The 17306-nt window shown below is 71.4% G+C and carries 17 protein-coding genes; 7 read left to right on the top strand and 10 right to left on the bottom strand.

Annotated elements, in window-relative coordinates; all coding sequences use genetic code 11:
• Window positions 1–8: 8 nt before the first annotated feature.
• From NAG42_RS37705 to argC, 9 genes are all read right to left on the bottom strand, one after another.
• Window positions 9–740: an HAD family hydrolase gene (locus NAG42_RS37705; RefSeq protein ID WP_250037128.1), complete on the bottom strand. Its 732-nt coding sequence runs from the start codon at window positions 738–740 to the stop codon at window positions 9–11.
• An 83-nt stretch (window positions 741–823) separates the two neighbouring features.
• Window positions 824–2245, bottom strand: coding sequence for an argininosuccinate lyase (gene argH, locus NAG42_RS37700; RefSeq protein WP_250037127.1), 1422 nt, complete (start codon window positions 2243–2245; stop codon window positions 824–826).
• 6 nt (window positions 2246–2251) lie between these two features.
• Window positions 2252–3454 carry an argininosuccinate synthase gene (locus NAG42_RS37695; RefSeq protein ID WP_250037126.1) on the bottom strand — a complete coding sequence of 401 codons (1203 nt, stop codon included), beginning with the start codon at window positions 3452–3454 and terminating at the stop codon, window positions 2252–2254.
• Between the two features lie 12 nt (window positions 3455–3466).
• Entirely contained in the window at window positions 3467–3976 is a 510-nt protein-coding gene (locus tag NAG42_RS37690) for an arginine repressor (protein WP_250037125.1), read from the bottom strand.
• Window positions 3973–4932 carry an ornithine carbamoyltransferase gene (gene argF / locus NAG42_RS37685; RefSeq protein WP_250037124.1) on the bottom strand — a complete coding sequence of 320 codons (960 nt, stop codon included), beginning with the start codon at window positions 4930–4932 and terminating at the stop codon, window positions 3973–3975. The genes NAG42_RS37690 and argF overlap by 4 nt, the downstream gene beginning before the upstream one ends.
• Complete coding sequence (locus tag NAG42_RS37680; protein WP_250037123.1) at window positions 4929–6083, bottom strand: acetylornithine transaminase; 1155 nt, start codon at window positions 6081–6083, stop codon at window positions 4929–4931. The genes argF and NAG42_RS37680 overlap by 4 nt, the downstream gene beginning before the upstream one ends.
• A complete protein-coding gene (argB, locus tag NAG42_RS37675) occupies window positions 6080–6991 on the bottom strand; it encodes an acetylglutamate kinase (RefSeq protein WP_250037122.1) in 912 nt (303 codons plus the stop codon). Before argB ends, NAG42_RS37680 begins: the two co-directional genes overlap by 4 nt.
• Window positions 6988–8160, bottom strand: a complete 1173-nt coding sequence (argJ, locus tag NAG42_RS37670) for a bifunctional glutamate N-acetyltransferase/amino-acid acetyltransferase ArgJ (protein WP_250037121.1) — start codon at window positions 8158–8160, stop codon at window positions 6988–6990. Before argJ ends, argB begins: the two co-directional genes overlap by 4 nt.
• Window positions 8157–9158, bottom strand: a complete 1002-nt coding sequence (argC, locus tag NAG42_RS37665) for an N-acetyl-gamma-glutamyl-phosphate reductase (protein WP_250037120.1) — start codon at window positions 9156–9158, stop codon at window positions 8157–8159. Before argC ends, argJ begins: the two co-directional genes overlap by 4 nt.
• A gap of 136 nt (window positions 9159–9294) precedes the next feature.
• Here argC and NAG42_RS37660 point away from each other — a divergent pair, with 136 nt between their 5' ends.
• The 3 genes from NAG42_RS37660 (at window position 9295) to NAG42_RS37650 (ending at window position 12604) form a co-directional block, all read left to right on the top strand.
• Window positions 9295–9969 carry a Crp/Fnr family transcriptional regulator gene (locus NAG42_RS37660; protein ID WP_250037119.1) on the top strand — a complete coding sequence of 225 codons (675 nt, stop codon included), beginning with the start codon at window positions 9295–9297 and terminating at the stop codon, window positions 9967–9969.
• A 34-nt stretch (window positions 9970–10003) separates the two neighbouring features.
• Window positions 10004–10237, top strand: coding sequence for a hypothetical protein (locus NAG42_RS37655; RefSeq protein ID WP_250037118.1), 234 nt, complete (start codon window positions 10004–10006; stop codon window positions 10235–10237).
• Between the two features lie 114 nt (window positions 10238–10351).
• The gene (locus tag NAG42_RS37650; protein WP_250037117.1) at window positions 10352–12604 is read left to right on the top strand and encodes an exo-beta-d-1,3/1,6-glucosidase; all 2253 of its coding nucleotides are present in this window, start codon (window positions 10352–10354) and stop codon (window positions 12602–12604) included.
• Here the strand turns inward: NAG42_RS37650 and NAG42_RS37645 are convergent.
• Window positions 12594–13310: a GNAT family N-acetyltransferase gene (locus NAG42_RS37645; protein WP_250037116.1), complete on the bottom strand. Its 717-nt coding sequence runs from the start codon at window positions 13308–13310 to the stop codon at window positions 12594–12596. The two genes, NAG42_RS37650 and NAG42_RS37645, sit on opposite strands and share 11 nt — an antisense overlap.
• Window positions 13311–13352: 42 nt before the next feature.
• Here NAG42_RS37645 and NAG42_RS37640 point away from each other — a divergent pair, with 42 nt between their 5' ends.
• The 4 genes from NAG42_RS37640 to NAG42_RS37625 all read left to right on the top strand — a co-directional run bounded on the left by NAG42_RS37640 (window position 13353) and on the right by NAG42_RS37625 (window position 17297).
• Window positions 13353–14033, top strand: coding sequence for a SanA/YdcF family protein (locus tag NAG42_RS37640; RefSeq protein ID WP_250037115.1), 681 nt, complete (start codon window positions 13353–13355; stop codon window positions 14031–14033).
• 57 nt (window positions 14034–14090) lie between these two features.
• The gene (locus tag NAG42_RS37635; RefSeq protein ID WP_250037114.1) at window positions 14091–15413 is read left to right on the top strand and encodes a hypothetical protein; all 1323 of its coding nucleotides are present in this window, start codon (window positions 14091–14093) and stop codon (window positions 15411–15413) included.
• 64 nt (window positions 15414–15477) lie between these two features.
• Window positions 15478–16482, top strand: coding sequence for an LLM class flavin-dependent oxidoreductase (locus tag NAG42_RS37630; protein ID WP_250037113.1), 1005 nt, complete (start codon window positions 15478–15480; stop codon window positions 16480–16482).
• 83 nt (window positions 16483–16565) lie between these two features.
• Window positions 16566–17297 carry an ATP-binding cassette domain-containing protein gene (locus tag NAG42_RS37625; RefSeq protein ID WP_250037223.1) on the top strand — a complete coding sequence of 244 codons (732 nt, stop codon included), beginning with the start codon at window positions 16566–16568 and terminating at the stop codon, window positions 17295–17297.
• Window positions 17298–17306: the final 9 nt, after the last annotated feature.

Genomic DNA, 17306 nt, shown 5'->3' with positions numbered 1-17306 from the left:
CGACCCGCTCAGGGCAGCTCGGCCCAGGACTCGATCACCTGGGACACACCCGCCGCGACCAGGTCGGCGCGGCGGGCCTGGCGCTCCGCCGGGGCCACGAAGGCGAGGTTGCCGACAGTCGGGATCCCGGCGGCGACCGACGACCGTGCACCGGGCACCGAGTCCTCGATCGCGACCGCCTGGGCCGGTGACACCCCGAGGCGGTCGAGGGCGTACCGGTAGACGGCCGGGTCGGGCTTGCTGGTCGGCCGGGGCAGCGAGTCCTCGGCGCTGAACCGGAGGTCGGCGGGCACCAGACCGGCCAGGTCGGTGGCCCGGAAACACTCGTCGAGCCGGGCCAGGGCGCTGGAGCTGACCGCGGCGAGCCGGTAACGGGCGGCCAGCCGGTGCAGCGACCGGAGCACCTGCGGGTCGGGGCGCAGGACCCGGCCGAGGTACTCGGTCACGAGCTTCTTCTCCTCGGCCACCCAATCCTCGAGCAGGTCGGCGGTCAGGGCCTGCCCGCCGAGCACGACACCGTGCTCGGCGGCGAGGTCGGCGGCCGTCGTCCGGAAGTTCTTGCCGGTCGTGGTGAGCCGCAGCTCCTCGGCGGTGTAGGTGCGGCTGATCCCGAGCGAGGCCAGGAAGCGGTTGGTCACGTCGGCCGACGCGACGAACGCCGGCTCCTCCGAGGGGAACAGGTTGCCGTCGGCGTCGAGCAGCACCGCCTGGACGTCGGGGGCAGTCAGCGGCCGGCTCATTCTCTGATCACCCGACCGGCCTACCCACTGCGCCGGCTGCTACACACGGGAAGCCGGTCGCGCGACCGGCTTCCCGCGGTTCGTCAGCGGGGCACCACCTTTTCGACCGCCCACTGGCGCCAGGTGTCGAGGCGGTGCTGGACCTGGGCCAGCTGGTCGGCGACCGGGCCGGGGCCGGTGGAGCCGGGGGTGATGCGGGAGGCCAGGGCCGACTCGACCGTGAGGACCTGGCGCACCGACGGGTCGAGGTGCTCGCTGACCGTCTTGAGGTCGTCGTCGGTCAGGTCCTCCAGTTCGCACTCGCGCACCGAGCACAGCGCGACCAGCTTGCCGGTGATCTCGTGCGCCTCGCGGAACGGCACGCCCTTGCGGACCAGCCAGTCGGCGACCTCGGTGGCCAGCGAGAAGCCCACCGGCGCGGTGGCGGCGAGCCGGTCGACGCGGACGGTCATGGTCGAGACCATGCCGGCCAGTGCGGGCAGCAGCAGCTCCAGCGTCTCGATCGCGTCGAAGACGGGCTCCTTGTCCTCCTGCATGTCGCGGTCGTAGGTCAGCGGCAGACCCTTGAGCATGGTCAGCACCGTGACCAGGCCACCGATCAGCCGGCCGCTCTTGCCGCGGGCCAGCTCGGCGATGTCCGCGTTCTTTTTCTGCGGCATGATCGACGAACCGGTGGCGAACGCGTCGTCCAGCTCGACCCAGCCGAACTCGGTCGACGTCCACAGCACGACCTCCTCCCCCAGCCGGGAGAGGTGGACGCCGATCAGCGCGGTGATGAAGAGGAACTCGGCCACGAAGTCCCGATCGGCCACGGCATCCATCGAGTTCGGTGCGGGCGAGGTGAAGCCCAGCTCCTTGGCGACGGCGGCCGGGTCGAGCGGCAACGACGAACCGGCCAGCGCGCCGCTGCCGAGCGGCGACACGGCCGTCCGCTTGTCCCAGTCGCGCATCCGGTCGAGGTCCCGCAGCAGGGGCTGCACGTGGGCGAGCAGCCAGTGCCCGAACGAGACGGGCTGCGCGTGCTGCAAGTGGGTCATGCCGGGCGCGGGCGTGTCGACGTTGCGGGCGGCCTGCTCGGTCAGCGCGTCGGCCAGCTCGACCAGCGCCACGGCCACCCCGCGGGCGTGGTCGCGCAGATAGAGCCGCAGGTCGGTGGCGACCTGGTCGTTACGCGAGCGGCCGGCGCGCAGCTTGCCGCCGAGCGTGCCGAGCCGTTCGAGCAGGCCGCGCTCGAGGGCGGTGTGCACGTCCTCGTCGTCTATGGTCGGCCGGAACTCGCCGGACGCGCAGGCCGCCTCGAGATCGTCCAGGGCGGCCAGCATCTGACCCAGCTCGTCCGGGTCGAGCAGCCCGGCCGCCGCGAGCACCCGGGCGTGCGCCCGCGAACCGGCGATGTCGTACGGGGCGAGGCGCCAGTCGAACTGGACGCTCACCGAGAGACGGGCCAGGGCGTCGGCGGGACCACCGGCGAACCGGCCACCCCAGAGAGAAGTTTTTTCGGTCACGGTGCGTCAGTCTGCCAGTCGCGCGTCACGGGCCGACGCCATGCGTGAGGGCAAGCCCCAGAGCTGCACGAACCCCTTGGCCAGAGTCTGGTCGAACGTGTCGCCGGTGTCGTAGGTGGCCAGTCCGAAGTCGTACAGGCTGGACTCCGAGCGACGGCCGGTGACCGTGGCCCGCCCGCCGTGCAGGGTCAGGCGCACCTCGCCCGAGACGTGTTCCTGGCTGTCGTCGATGAAGGCGTCCAGCGCCTGCTTGAGCGGCGAGAACCACAGACCGTCATAGATCAGCTCGCCCCACCGCTGGTCGACCGAGCGCTTGAAGCGGGCCAGGTCACGCTCGACGGTCACGTTCTCGAGCTCCTGGTGGGCCGCGATCAGAGCGATCGCGCCCGGGGCCTCGTAGACCTCGCGGCTCTTGATGCCGACCAGGCGGTCCTCGACCATGTCGAGGCGCCCCACGCCCTGGGCGCCGGCCCGCCGGTTGAGCTCGGTGATGGCCTGGAACGGGGTCACGGTCTCGCCGTCGATGGCCACCGGGTTGCCCCGGTCGAAGGTGATGACGACCTCGTCGGGGTCGCGGGTGACCGCCGGGTCCTGGGTGTAGGAGTAGATGTCCTCGATCGGGGCGTTCCAGATGTCCTCGAGGAAGCCGGTCTCGACCGCGCGGCCCCACAGGTTCTGGTCGATCGAGTAGGGCGACTTGTGCGACACGTCGATCGGCAGCCCCTTCTCCTCGGCCAGCGCGATCGCCTTGTCACGGGTCCACGCGAAGTCCCGGGCCGGCGCGACCACCTTGAGACCGGGCGCGAGGGCGCCGATGCCGACCTCGAAGCGCACCTGGTCGTTGCCCTTGCCGGTGCAGCCGTGCGAGACGACGGTGCCGCCGTACTGCTTGGCCGCCTCGACCAGGTGACGCACGATCAGTGGACGGCTGAGCGCCGAGACCAGCGGGTAGCGGTCCATGTAGAGGGCGTTGGCGCGCAGCGCGGGCAGGCAGAAGTCGGCCGCGAACTCCTCGCGGGCGTCCACCACGACGCTCTCGGCGGCCCCGCAGTCGAGGGCCCGCTGCCGGATGAGCTCCATGTCCTCGCCGCCCTGGCCGACGTCGAGCGCCACCGCGATGACCTCGCCGCCGATCTGGTCGGCCAGGTACGGAATGGCTACGGAGGTGTCGAGGCCTCCGGAATAGGCAAGAACGACCCGCTCGGTCACGGGGTGCTCCTCTCAGAAGTGTCGGTATTCCGCGGTCTGCTTCTCGGTGTGGTGACCGGCCCACTCGGCGAGCTTGGCCGCCAGGGCCTTGCCCCCGATGGCATCGCGGGCCACGACCAGGATCGTGTCGTCGCCGGCAATGGTGCCGACGACATCGGTCAGGCCGGCCCGGTCGAGGGCGCTGGCCAGGAAGTGCGCGGCACCCGGCGGGGTGCGCAGGACGGCGATGTTGCCGCTGGCGTCGACACCGGTGAGCAGCTCGCGCAGCAGCCGCAGCAGCCGGGCCGGGCCCTGCTCGGTGGTCTCGCGGAGCGGGCGCTTGCCGTCCTCGGGGATCAGATAGGAGCCGCTCACCTTGACGGCGCCCAGCTCCTCCAGGTCGCGCGAAAGGGTGGCCTGGGTGACCTGCACACCCTCGCCGGCCAGCAGATCGGCCAGTTCGGTCTGCGAGCGGATCGCCTTGTCACGGATCAGTTCGACGATCCGTGCATGCCGACCGGCCCTGGTCACCGGCCCGGTCATCGCTCGTCCACCCGATTTTCGCTCGCCGCGTCCTCGTTGGCCGCCAGCAGCCAGGCCAGCAGCGCCTTCTGGGCATGCAGCCGGTTCTCGGCCTGGTCGAAGACCGCGCTCTGGGGGCCGTCCATCACCTCGTCGGTGATCTCCTCGCCCCGGTGGGCGGGCAGACAGTGCAGCACGATCGCGTCGTCCGACGCGGCGGCCAGCAGCTTCTCGTTGACCTGGTAGGGCCAGAACGGGGTGAGCCGGTCGAGGCCGTCGTCCTCCTGGCCCATCGAGGTCCAGGTGTCGGTGGCCAGCACGTCGACGCCGTCGGCGGCCTCGAACGGGTCGCGCAGGACCTCGACCGAGCCGCCGGTCCAGGCCGCGATCTCGGCCGCGCGCGACACGACCACGGCCGCCGGGTCGAACCCGGACGGCCCGGCCACCCGGACGTGCATGCCGGCGGTGGCCCCGGCCAGCAGGTAGGAGTGGGCCATGTTGTTGGCCGCGTCACCGACGTAGGCCAGCTTGCGGCCCGCCGTCGAGCCGAGCCGCTCGCGGATCGTCAGCAGGTCGGCCAGCAGCTGGCACGGGTGGAAGCCGTCGGTCAGCGCGTTGATCACCGGCACGTTGACGTCGGAGGCCAGCTCGGTCAGGCGCTCGTCCCCGGTCGTCCGGAAGACCATCGCGGCCACATAGCGCGAGACCACCCGGCCGGCGTCGCTCAGCGACTCGCCCCGGCCGAAGTGGGTGGCGTGAGTGTCCACGATCATCGGCTGGCCGCCCAGCTCGGCGATGCCCGCCTCGAACGAGAGCCGGGTGCGCAGGCTGACCTTGTCGAAGAAGACGGCGACCGCGCGCGGGCCGGTCAGCGGCTGGTAGGCGAACCGGTCGGCCTTCATCTCGGCGGCCAGCTGGAGCACCGTGCTCTGCTCGGCCGGCGACAGGTCGTCGTCACGCAGGAAATGGCGGGTCACAGCACACCCTCCAGAGCGGCGATGAGCGCGTCGGCCTGCTCGGTGCTGATGATCAGCGGCGGGGCGAGGCGGATGACGTCGGGCTGCGGGGCGTTCACGAGGAACCCGGCCTCCTGGAGAGCGGCGGCGAGGCGACTCGCCTCGGGTGCGGTGAGCACGATGCCGAGCAGCAGTCCGGCGCCGCGCACATTTTTGATCAGCGGGTGGTGCAGACCCTCGATGCCGCGGCGCAACTGCTCGCCGACCCGCTTGACGTGGTCGAGCAGGCCCTCGCCGGCGATCGTGCGGATCACCGCGAGCCCGGCCGCGCAGGCGATCGGGTTGCCGCCGAACGTGGTGCCGTGCGAGCCGGGGGTGAACAGCTCGGCGGCCCGGCCGAAGGCGACGCAGGCGCCGATCGGCAGCCCGCCGCCGAGGCCCTTGGCCAGGGTGATGATGTCGGGCTCGACGCCCTCGCTCTGATGGTGGAACCAGTGGCCGGTGCGCCCGACGCCGGTCTGCACCTCGTCGAGCACGAGGAGCGCGCCCTTGGCCGTGCAGATCTCCCGCGCGCCGGCCAGGTAGCCGGCGGGCGGCACCACGACACCGTTCTCCCCCTGGATGGGCTCGAGGATGACCATGGCGGTCTGCTCGGTGACGGCGTCGCGGAGGGCGGCCAGATCACCGAAGTCGACGTGGGTCACGTCGCCCGGCAGCGGCCGGAACGGGTCGGACTTGCCGGGCTGCCCGGTCAGGGCGAGCGCCCCCATGGTCCGGCCGTGGAAGGCGCCGTGGGTGGCGACGACGTGGCTGCGCCCGGTCAGGCGGGAGAGCTTGAAGGCGGCCTCGTTGGCCTCGGCGCCCGAATTGGTGAAGATCACGCGCCCGGCCCGGCCGGCCAGGGCGAGCAGCAGCTCGGCCAGCGCGACCGGCGGCTCGGCGACGTAGAAGTTGGAGACGTGGCCCAGCTGCTGGATCTGCTGGGTGACGGCGGCGACCACGGCCGGGTGGGCGTGGCCGAGCGCGTTCACCGCGATGCCGCCGAGGAAGTCGACGTACTGCTTGCCGTCCTCGTCGGTCACCACCGCGCCCTCACCGCGCACGAGGGCCGCCTGCGGCGTGCCGTAGTTCTTCATGCCGGCGTGCGACCACCGCTCGATCAGCGAAGTCATGCCTTCAGTCCATTCTTGGGTGGCGGCGGGGTGGTGGGAAGGGACGGGACCACCATGGTTCCTATTCCCTCCGGGGTGAACACTTCGAGCAGCGTCGAGTGGGCGACGCGGCCGTCGATCACGTGGGCCGCGGGCACGCCGCCGCGCACCGCGCGCAGGCAGGCCTCCATCTTGGGCACCATGCCGCTCTCGAGCCGGGGCAGCAGCTTGGCCAGCTCGTCGCCGTCGATCTCGGTGACCAGCGACGACGTGTCGGGCCAGTCGGTGTAGAGGCCCGGGACGTCGGTGAGGACGACCAGTTTGTGCGCGCCGAGCGCCTCGGCCAGCGCGGCGGCTGCGGTGTCGGCGTTGACGTTGTGCACCACGCCGTCGGCGTCGGGGGCGACACTGGCGATCACCGGGATGCGGCCGGCGGCGATGAGGTCGTCGACGGCCGACGTGTCGACGCGGTCGACGTCGCCCACGAGCCCGATGTCGACCGTCTCGCCGTCGATCAGCGCGCCCCGGCGGACGGCGGTGAACAGGTGAGCGTCCTCGCCGGAGAGCCCGACGGCGAGCGGGCCGTGCCGGTTGATGAGCCCGACCAGCTCGCGGCCCACCTGCCCGGTCAGCACCATGCGCACGACCTCCATGGCCTCGGGGGTGGTGACCCGCAGCCCGCCGCGGAACTCGCTCTCGATGCCGAACCGGTCGAGCATCCGGCTGATCTGCGGCCCGCCGCCGTGCACGACCACCGGGCGGATGCCCGCGTAGCGCAGGAAGGCCATGTCGGCCGCGAACGCCTGCTGGAGCTCCGGCTTGATCATGGCGTTGCCGCCATACTTGATCACGATGGTCGAGCCGTGGAAGCGCTCCAGCCAGGGCAGCGCCTCGATGAGGACCTCGGCCTTCTCGACGGGGCTGGTCACGACGAATACGCCGAGTTCTCGTGCACGTAGGCGTGCGACAGATCGGTCGTCCAGATCGTCGCCTCCATCTCGCCCTCGCGCAGGTTGATCGTGATCGTGACGTCGCGGCCGCTCAGGTCGACCTTGGACCGGTCGTCCGCGGCGGCACCGCCCTTGCAGATCCACACGTCGTTGATCGCCACGTCGACCCGGTCGGGCTCGAAGCGGGCCGTCGTCGTGCCGACCGCGGCCAGGATGCGTCCCCAGTTGGGGTCGTTGCCGAACAGCGCCGTCTTGACCAGGTTGTTGCGGGCGACCGTGCGGCCCACCTCGACCGCGTCGGCCTCGCTGGCCGCGCCCTTCACGTCGATGGCGATGTGCTTGGTCGCGCCCTCGGCGTCGGCGATGAGCTGCTGGGCCAGGTCGTGGCAGACCTCGGTGACCGCCGCGGCCAGCTCCTCGGCCGTGGGCTGCACGTCGGAGGCGCCGCTGGCCAGCAAGAGCACGGTGTCGTTGGTGGACATGCAGCCGTCGGCGTCGATCCGGTCGAAGGTCACCCGGGTCGCGTCGCGCAGGGCCGCGTCCAGCACCTCGTTGCCGGCGCTGGCGTCGGTGGTGAGCACCACGAGCATGGTGGCCAGGGCGGGGGCCAGCATGCCGGCGCCCTTGGCCATGCCGCCGACCGACCAGCCGTCGCGCTGGACCACCGCGCTCTTGGCCACCGTGTCGGTGGTCATGATCGCCTCGGCGGCGGCGACACCGCCGTCGGCCTTCAACGCCTTGGCCGCCGCGGCGACACCGGGCAGCAGCTTGCCCATCGGCAGCAGCTCGCCGATCAGGCCGGTCGAGCAGACCGCCACGTCGCCGGCGCCGATCAGCTGCGGCTTGGGGCCACCGCGCAGCACGGCGGCGGTGTGCTCGGCGGTGGCGTGCGTGTCGCGGAAGCCCTGGGTGCCGGTGCAGGCGTTGGCACCGCCCGAGTTGAGCACCACGGCCCGGACGACACCGCCCTTGAGCACCTGCTGGCTCCACAGCACGGGCGCCGCCTTGACACGGTTGCCGGTGAAGACGCCGGCGGCGGTGAAATCGGGGCCGTCGTTGACGACCAGGGCCACATCGCGGTTGCCGGAGGGCTTGAGGCCGGCGGCGACGCCGGACGCGCGGAAGCCCTTGGGGGTGGTGACGGTCACGGTGCGACTCCGAACGGGGACAGGCCCATCGTCTCGGGCAGGCCGGACATGAGGTTGGCGCACTGCACGGCCTGGCCGGCGGCACCCTTGCCGAGGTTGTCGAGAGCGCTGACCACCACGATGCGACCGGAGTCGACGTCGACGGTGGCCTGCAGGTGGCAGGAATTGGAGCCGGCGGTCGCGGCCGTGTGCGGCCACGTGCCCTCCGGCAGGACGTGCACGAACGGCTCATCGGCATAGGCCGCCGCCAGCACCTCGCGCGGGTCACCCTCACGAGCGAAGCGCGCTGTGACGGTGGCCAGGATGCCGCGCGGCATCGGGGCGAGCACGGGCGTCATCGACAGCGACGTCGCGCCGGTCGCCTGCTTGATCTCGGGAACGTGCTGGTGGGCACCCACCTTGTACGGCGTGAGGTCGCCCATGACCTCGCTGGCCAGCAGATTCACCTTGGCACTGCGGCCCGCGCCGGAGGTGCCGGAGGAGGCGACCACGACCACGTCGGCCGGGTCGGCGAGGCCCGCGGCGATCAGCGGCGCCAGCGCGAGTGTGACGGTGGCCGCATAACACCCCGTGTTGGCCACCCGGTCGGACGCCGCGATCAGCTCACGGCGGCCGGGCAACTCGGGCAGCCCGTAGGTCCACGTGCCGGCGTGCGCACCGCCGTAATAGCGCTCCCACAGAGCCGCGTCCCGCAGCCGGAAATCGGCCCCCAGATCGACGACCTTGACCGACTCGGGCAGCTGGGCCGCCAGGGCCGCCGACTGCCCGTGTGGCAGGGCGAGAAACACCAGGTCAGCCTCGCTGAGACCGGCCGCGTCGGTGGTGGTGAGCGTCAGGTCGAGACCCGCCAGCTGCGGGTGCACGGCGGTGACGTGCAGCCCGGCCTGCGAGTGTGCCGTGGCGGCCACGAGATCGAACTCGGGGTGACCGGCGAGCAGGCGCAGCAACTCGCCCCCCGCGTATCCACTGGCTCCCGCGACCGCTACCCGAATCCCCATACTGACCTCCGCATGACTATGCAGAAGACCGTATCAACCCCGCCTGGTCGGAGCAACTGCGTTCACCCACGAGTCGCTGGTCACATCGTGACGCTCAGCGCTGGCACCGGCACGCAACCTGCGGTGTCCTCGACAGATGAGCACGCTGGAGACGTGGCCGCGCGGATCGCTGCTGGCCGAGCTCACCGAACCCACCGTCCGGACCCTGCTGCGGCTGGGTCCGGAGCAGAGCATGCCGACGGGTGGCGTCCTCACCCGTGAGGGCAGCGACGAGTCGCACGTGCTCGTCATCCGGCGCGGTGTGGCCAAGGTGTCCACCAGCCAGTCCCTGATCTCGATCCGCACGGCCGGTGACCTGGTCGGCGAGATGGCGGCGCTCGACGGCTCGCCGCGCTGCGCCACGATCACGATGGCCGTCCCGGGCAGTGTCGTGATGATCCCGGGTGAGAAGTTCACGACCTTCCTGACCCGGCATCCGGACGCCGCGGTGGCGCTGGCCACCATGGTCGCCACCCGCCTGCGCCGGTCGAACCGGCGGCAGACCGACTTCACCGTCTATCCGATCCGGGTCCGGGTGGCCCGGATCATCGCCGAGCTGACCGAGCAGCACGGTCAGCCGCTCGGCCACGGCGCCCTGGAGCTGGGCGTTCGCCTGACCCAGCCCGAGCTGGCGGCACTGTGCGGCGCCGCCGAGGGCTCGATCCACAAGGCTCTGCGCGAGCTGCGGGACGCCCACCTCGTCAGCACCCGTTACGGCCGCATCACCGTCTGGGATCAGCACCGCTTGCGCACCGCGGGGCGGCTGGGCTGAGCACCGGCCGTCCTCAGGTGGTAAGACTTGGCGCATGGTTGACAAGACGATCATTGCGATCCGGGAGACCGCCGAGGCGTACGCCGAAGCTGTCCGCACCACCCAGCGGTTCTTCGACCGGCTCGAGGACACCGCCGACCCGTCCGTGCTGGTGGAGTATGCGACGCTGGCCGAGCGGGAGAAGGAGGCGGCCGAGGCCCGGCTCGACGCTCTCGAGGCGGCCGGCATCGAGGCGCCGAGCATCGATGAAAGCGACCCGGACAACTAAGTGAACAGTTCCGGAACCAGGGCGGGGTCCCGTAACCGGTTCCGGGCTGGAAGACTCCGGGTTGTTCGTGTTTCTATGACCGTGCCACCGCGGTCTTGACGACCGGAGGCGCACGTGCCTGCTGACGTCCCTTATCGGGATGCATCCCTGCCTGTCGACCAGCGGGTCGACGACCTGCTGGGCAGGATGACCCTGCCCGAAAAGGTGGGTCAGATGCTGCAGCTGGATGCCCGGGGCGACGTGAAGGAGATCGTCAGCGAGATGCTGGCGGGCTCGATCCTGCACACCTCCCCGGCCAAGATGCTCGAGGCGATCGACCTGGTCGCCAAGACCCGGCTGCAGATTCCGCTGCTCACCGCGGAGGACTGCATCCACGGCCACTCGTTCTGGCCGGGGGCGACGATCTTCCCGACCCAGCTCGGCATGGCGGCGACCTGGAATCCGGACCTGATCGAGCGGGTCGCCCGGGTCACCGCCGTCGAGGTGGCCGCCACCGGCATCCACTGGACCTTCTCGCCCGTCCTGTGCATCACCCGTGACCTGCGCTGGGGCCGGGTCGACGAGACGTTCGGCGAGGACCCGTTCCTGATCGGCGAGCTGGGCTCGGCGATGATCCGCGGCTACCAGGGCGGCGGCCTCGACGACCCGACCGCGATCCTGGCCACGGCCAAGCACTTCGCGGGTTACTCCGAGACCCAGGGCGGCCGCGACGCCAGCGAGGCCGACCTCAGCCCGCGCAAGCTGCGCTCCTGGTTCCTGCCGCCGTTCGAGCGGGTCGCCAAGGAGGGCTGCCGGGTCTTCATGCTCGGCTACCAGTCGATGGACGGCGTGCCCATCACCGCCAACAAATGGCTGCTCAACGATGTCCTGAAAGAGGAGTGGGGCTTCACCGGCACGCTCGTCACCGACTGGGACAACGTCGGCCGCATGGTCTGGGAGCAAAAGGTCTGCGCCGATTACGCCGAGGCCGCCGCGGTCGCGGTGAAGGCCGGCAACGACCTGGTCATGGTCACCCCGGGCTTCTTCGAGGGCGCTCAGGAAGCGGTCGAGCGCGGTCTGCTGGCCGAGGAGGAGATCGACGCGGCCGTCCGCCGTATCCTGCGCCTCAAGTTCGAGCTGGGCCTGTTCGAGAACCCGCGCGCGCCCTCCGAGGAGCGTCAGCGTGAGGTCATCGGCACGGCCGAGCACGCCGAGCTCAACCTCGAGGTCGCCCGCCGCTCGCTGGTGCTGCTCAAGAACGACGGCGTGCTGCCGATCGAGCCGGCCGGCAAGTTCCGCCGCATCGCGGTGATCGGCCCCAACAGCGACAGCGTCTCGGCCCAGCTCGGCGACTGGGCCGGCGACTCCGGTCAGGTCGACTGGATGCCCGACGGCCACCCGCGCGAGCTCACCGAGACGGTGCTCGACGGCTTCCGGGCCGTCGCCCCGGCCACCTGGGTGATCGAGCACGCCCGCGGGGCCGAGATCGAGCGGCTGGTGACCGACCCCGAGGGCGCGACCTATCCGGACGGGCAGCCCCGCCCGCCGATCTCGGTCGGCGCGCCGGTCGACCATCACCTGATCGACGTGGCCCGCGACAAGGCGGTCCGCTCCGACTACGCGGTGGTCGTGGTGGGTGACACGGTCAACCTGACCGGCGAGCACAAGTCGACCGCCACCCTCGAGCTCCAAGGCGGCCAGATCGCGCTGCTCGACGCGGTCGCCGCCACCAAAACCCCGATGATCGTGGTGCTGGTCAACTCGAAGCCGTCGGTCCTGCCCCCGTCGGCGCTCGGCGCGGCGGCGATCATCCAGGCCTTCAACCCGGGCATGCGCGGCGGCCGGGCGATCGCCGAGCTGATCCTGGGCGCGATCGAGCCGAGCGGGCGGATGCCGCTGTCGGTGGCCCGGCACGTCGGGCAGCAGCCGGTCTACTACAACACCATCCGGGGTCAGCACGGCAACCGCTATGCCGACCTCACCCAGGACCCGCTGTTCGTCTTCGGCGAGGGCTTGACCTACACCACATTGACGTACGGGGATCTGACCGTCACCACGCCCTCGGTGGCCGCCGACGAGATCGTGCGGGCCAGCGTCACGCTCACCAACAGCGGCGCCCGGCCGGCGGTCGAGACCGTGCAGGCGTACATCAGCGACCTGGTCACCTCGGTGACCTGGGCCGGCCGGGAGCTGAAGGCCTACCGCCAGGTCGAGGTGCCGCCGGGCGAGAGCGTGACCGTCGAGCTGGAGCTGCCCGCGTCGGCCTGCTCGCTGGTCACCGCCGACGGCCGCCGCATCGTCGAGCCGGGCGACTTCGAGCTGCTGGTCGGCCCGAGCTCGCGCGAGCGGGACCTGCTGCGGGCACCGTTCCGGATCGTCAGCGAGTGACCTGGTGAGCGGCGGCCAGAGGCTTCGAGCGGAAACCTAATTTCCGGTACGTGGCCACGGCCGCGACATTCCAGTGGTCGGCGAGCAGCGCGACCCGGTCGCGGCCGATCAGCAGCTCGCTGGTGACAAAGGCGCAGAGCGTCGCCGCCCGCCCTCGACCACGCTGGTCGGAGCGGGTGGCGACGCCGCCCAGCAGCCCGACCCGGGGCGACGACCAGGCGTCCGCGGCGACGGCGGCCAGCGTGCCGTCCTCGGCCCGGAGCCCGGCCCACCGGGTGACCCCGGGGAGGCCGGGACGGGCGTACGAGTCCGGGAAGTCCCTCTCCAACAGCGCCGTGACCTGCGGCAACTCGTCGTCGGCGAGCCACTCGCCGGCACTGTTCCCGGATGGCGGGGAGGCGGTCTCCATCCACGCGAAGGTCCCCGCGACCGACAGTCCGGGCAACCGTTCCGCGGTCTCGACGACCGTCGCCTCGTAGCCGAACGGCCGATACTGCGGCCCGACCTCCGGCAGCACCCGTTTCAGCAGGACCGCCAGGGGGCCGGGCTCGCCGTGGATCGCCAGTCGGTCGCGGCGGGACAGCGCGGGGGCGGCCACCACGACCGCGCCGGGCTCGGCCCAGACCCGTACGCCCGGGCGGCCGGCCGCCCACAGCATGAAGGGATCGTCATCGGTGGCGGCGGCGACATCATCGAGGCGGGACACCGGCCCATCATGGCGTTGACAGCGGCTGGCATCCTCTGGCGGGTGCCGATCATCACGCGCCGCCGCCTGCTCCGCCTCACGATCCTCGCAACCGTGGCCTCCGTCGCGCTGGGCGGGCTCACCTGGGGCGGCAGCGAGTTGTGGGTGCAGGCCGCCGCCCGGGGCCACGTCTACAGCGAGGCCGACGTGCCCGCCGCCCCGGTCGCTCTCGTGCTCGGTGCCGAGGTCTACGCCGACGGCCAGCCCTCACCGTTCCTGGCCGCCCGCCTCGACATCGCCCGGCGCCTGCTCGACGCGGGCAAGGTCAAGGCCATCCTGGTCTCCGGCGACCACGGCCGCTGGGAGTACGACGAGCCCGGCTCGATGGAGGTCTACCTGATCGCCCACGGCGTGCCGGCCTCGCGGATCGCGATCGACTACGCCGGCTTCGACACCTACGACTCGTGCGCCCGGGCCAGCCGCGTCTTCGGCGTCCGCCAGGCCGTCGTCGTCACCCAGACCTATCACATCGACCGCGCGGTCGCCCTCTGCCGCAGCCAGGGCGTCGAGGCCACCGGCGTCGGCGACGACACGGTCAAGATCTATCAGGAGCCGTGGCGCAACTCGGTGGTCCGCGAGCGGGGCGCCGTCGTCAAGGCCGCCGCCGACGTCATCACCCAGCGGGACCCGGTCTTCCTGGGCCGCCAGGAGACCACCGTCCACGACGCCGTGGCCGCCTCCTGACACTGTTTCCGTAGCGACCCGGCGCCTTAGAGTGAGACATCGGCGACGGGAGATCTCATGCGGTCCGATCTGGCTCGGGTGCGGGTACGCCTTTTCTGGTGGGGCGACACGACCGGACGTCTGGTTCTGATCAGAACCATCGATCGACGCGACACCGGCACCTGCGAGATCTGGTGGTCCGATCAGGTCACCCGGCACGATGTGGCGGCGACCGAGTTCCTCCTGCGACCTGCCCAGTGGCAGCAACTGCTGACGGGGACGCCGGTGGCCTACGCCGGCCTGCCGATTCCGCTGTATCGGCTCGCGACCGACGACGATCCCGACGATCAGGAAGCGATCGGCGGTGCCTGGGAACGCCCGGATTTCCACCTCCTGACGTCGATCCACACGCTGACGCAGACCGGGCCCGAGTCGACGGTGGTGATCGGCGCCGATCGACCGCTCCTGGGCACGCATGAGTTGGCGCGGCTGTTCCGCCCGAGCGCCGGCTCGGCGTCGGAGGCCTTCGCCGGTCTGAGCGCCGAAGCACCGGCCCCACGAGCCGACTACGACGTCGCTCTCAGCGATGTGCGCGGCGTGGTGATCGGCGACGACAACCAGCAGATCAACCGTTTCGAGGTCACCGTGCGGGACGTCGACTTCGACCTCCGCAGCGTCCTGGCCCGGCCCGGGGTCAGGCAGGCCATCGCCGAGGTCACGATGGATCCGGACGATGTGGGCCGCCGCGACGCGCTGATCGCCGCGCTCAGCGACCCGGGATGGTCCGTCTCCTGGCATCCGGCCCGGCTGACCGTCACCGATCCCGGAGCTCCGGAAGCGCCCGGGTTTCTGGGCAGCCTGCTGGGATTCAGCTTCGGCGTCATGGTCGGCGACGGCGGTCACCAGCGCAACCACTTCACCTACGTGACGTCCAGCCTGCCGGGGGTGCAGGATCTGCTGCGGGGCAACCAAGAGCTCGCCCGTGCGGTGGCCGGGCTCGTCTGCCCGGAGGGTGCGGCCACCGACACGACCTCGCTGCTGGCCACCGTCAACAGCGTCGTCCAGGACCTGCCGGTGGATTTCCGCAACAACCGGGTCCAGGGGATCAGCCTGACACCGTACGCGGAGATGAGCCTCATGCACGTCGACGGGGCGATGGTCGGTGAGGGCAATCGTCAGCTGAACACGGTCGGCGTCGAAAGCGCCTTCGTGGTCGGCGACTTCACCATGCCTCGCCCGCCGGCCTTCGAGGCTCCGAGCCCCGGGACGGAACTGTACGAGCCCTTCTGGCCGGCCGAGACGACGACGGAGCTCGACCTGGACCTCCCGTTCCGGGACACGCCGCCGACCCCGGACGAATGGGATGGACACCCCGGCCCCGGCGACCGGTCGCTGTTCTAGGCCTCCGGGGTGGGCCGCGAAGGTCACAGTCCCCGGCGGCGATCATCCGTGGCAGGGTGGAGGCGTGACGTCGCGACCTCTGCGGAAACTGGGCTTTCTCACCATCGGGCTGTTCGACCGCGACGATCCGCGGGCCGGGCACGAGTCGACGCTCGAGATCATCCAGCTCGGTGAGGAACTCGGCTTCGACAGCGCCTGGGTCCGGCACCGGCACCTGCAGTACGGCATCTCGTCACCCGTCGCCGTGCTGGCCGCGGCCTCGCAGCGCACGTCGAGGATCGAGCTCGGCACGGCGGTGATCCCGCTCGGCTGGGAGAACCCGTTGCGGCTGGCCGAAGACCTCGCGACCGTCGACGTGCTGTCGGGCGGGCGCCTCAACCCGGGCCTCAGCGTCGGCCCGCCGATGAACTACGACACGGTCAAGGAAGCTCTCTATCCCGACACGGCCGACGTCGAGGACTTCACCTACCGCCGGGTCGAGCGGCTCCTCGGTTTCGTGCGCGGCGACCGGGCCAGCGACTTCAGCGGCAAGCAGGGCGTGGTCGAGGAGTTCTCCGACCGGGTCGAGCCGCACTCCCCCGGCCTGATCAAGCGGATGTGGTATGGCGGGGCCAGCCTGCGCTCCGCCCAGTGGGCCGGCGAGCACGGCATGAACTTCCTGACCAGCAGCGTCGTCAAGGCCGAGGAGGCCGGGGACTTCGCCGAGATCCAGCTGTCGCACATCCGCGCCTTCCGCGCGCACCACCCCGACGGCGAGCGCGCCCGGGTCTCCCAGGGCCTGGTCGTGATCCCCACCGATTCGGCGACTCCGGAGCAGAAGACCAAATACGCGGCGTACGTCGACAAGCGCACCCCGCGCACCCGCGAACCCCAGGGCCCGGCCCGCATGCTCTTCTCCCGCGACTACGTCGGCAGCTCGGCCGAGATCGCCGAGCAGTTGCACGCCCACGCCGCGTTCCGCGAGATCGACGAGGTGGCCTTCGCGCTGCCGTTCAGCTTCGAGCACCCCGACTACGTGCAGATCCTCACCGACATCGCCACCCACCTGGGCCCGGCCCTGGGACGGTAGGGGTGTTACCACTACCGTCGATTCGGTGGTAGGCCGCAGCGACTCGGGGCCGCCGCGAAATTAGCGTCGACGTCATGACGACGATGACGACGACCTCGGCCGCGGTGACGCTGCACGGGGTCAGCCGGGTCTTCGGCCGGGGGCCCGCCGCGGTCCGGGCCGTCGACGACGTGACTCTCGACTTCCCGCGCGGTGGGTGGACGGCGGTGATGGGCCCGTCCGGCTCGGGCAAGTCCACCCTGCTGCACTGCGCGGCCGGCCTCGAACGGGTCGACACCGGCCGGGTGCTGCTGGGCGACACCGATCTGACCGCGGCCGGCGACGCTGACCTGACCGCTCTGCGCCGCACCCGGATCGGGTTCGTCTTCCAGAGCTTCAACCTCATCGGCGCGCTCACCGCCGAGCAGAATGTGGCCCTGCCGCTGCGACTGGCCGGTAAGCGCCCGTCGCGCTCGGTCGTCCGCGCGACGCTCGACGCCGTGGGCCTGGCCGACCGGGCCCGGCACAAGCCGCGCGAGCTCTCCGGCGGCCAGCAGCAGCGGGTCGCGATCGCCCGGGCCATGGTGACGCGACCCGAGGTGCTCTTCGCCGACGAGCCCACCGGCGCACTCGATTCCACCGCCGCCCGTACGGTCCTGGACCTGATGCGGGCGATGGCCGACGCCGGCCAGAGCATCGTGATGGTCACCCACGACCCCGGTGCGGCGGCCCGGGCCGATGCCGTGGTCTTCCTGCGCGACGGCCGCGTGGTCGACCGGCTCATCGGGGCCGACGCGCGCGAGGTCGCCGACCGGCTCGCCGCTTGGGAGCGTTGAGATGCTGGG

Origin of the sequence: Paractinoplanes maris (genome assembly GCF_023544465.1) — a bacterium.
In the GTDB taxonomy this organism is placed as follows: Bacteria; Actinomycetota; Actinomycetes; order Mycobacteriales; family Micromonosporaceae; genus Actinoplanes; species Actinoplanes maris.
Note: the sequence above shows the minus strand (reverse complement) of the source record. Positions and strands in the feature narration are given on the sequence as shown.

Coding starts and splice junctions, on each gene's coding strand:
- argC (WP_250037120.1), bottom strand. CDS start 9,158: ATGGGGATTCGGGTAGCGGTCGCGGGAGCCAGTGGATACGCGGGGGGC.
- NAG42_RS37655 (WP_250037118.1), top strand. CDS start 10,004: ATGGTTGACAAGACGATCATTGCGATCCGGGAGACCGCCGAGGCGTAC.
- NAG42_RS37635 (WP_250037114.1), top strand. CDS start 14,091: ATGCGGTCCGATCTGGCTCGGGTGCGGGTACGCCTTTTCTGGTGGGGC.
- NAG42_RS37690 (WP_250037125.1), bottom strand. CDS start 3,976: ATGACCGGGCCGGTGACCAGGGCCGGTCGGCATGCACGGATCGTCGAA.
- NAG42_RS37660 (WP_250037119.1), top strand. CDS start 9,295: ATGAGCACGCTGGAGACGTGGCCGCGCGGATCGCTGCTGGCCGAGCTC.
- NAG42_RS37705 (WP_250037128.1), bottom strand. CDS start 740: ATGAGCCGGCCGCTGACTGCCCCCGACGTCCAGGCGGTGCTGCTCGAC.
- NAG42_RS37625 (WP_250037223.1), top strand. CDS start 16,566: ATGACGACGACCTCGGCCGCGGTGACGCTGCACGGGGTCAGCCGGGTC.
- NAG42_RS37680 (WP_250037123.1), bottom strand. CDS start 6,083: ATGACTTCGCTGATCGAGCGGTGGTCGCACGCCGGCATGAAGAACTAC.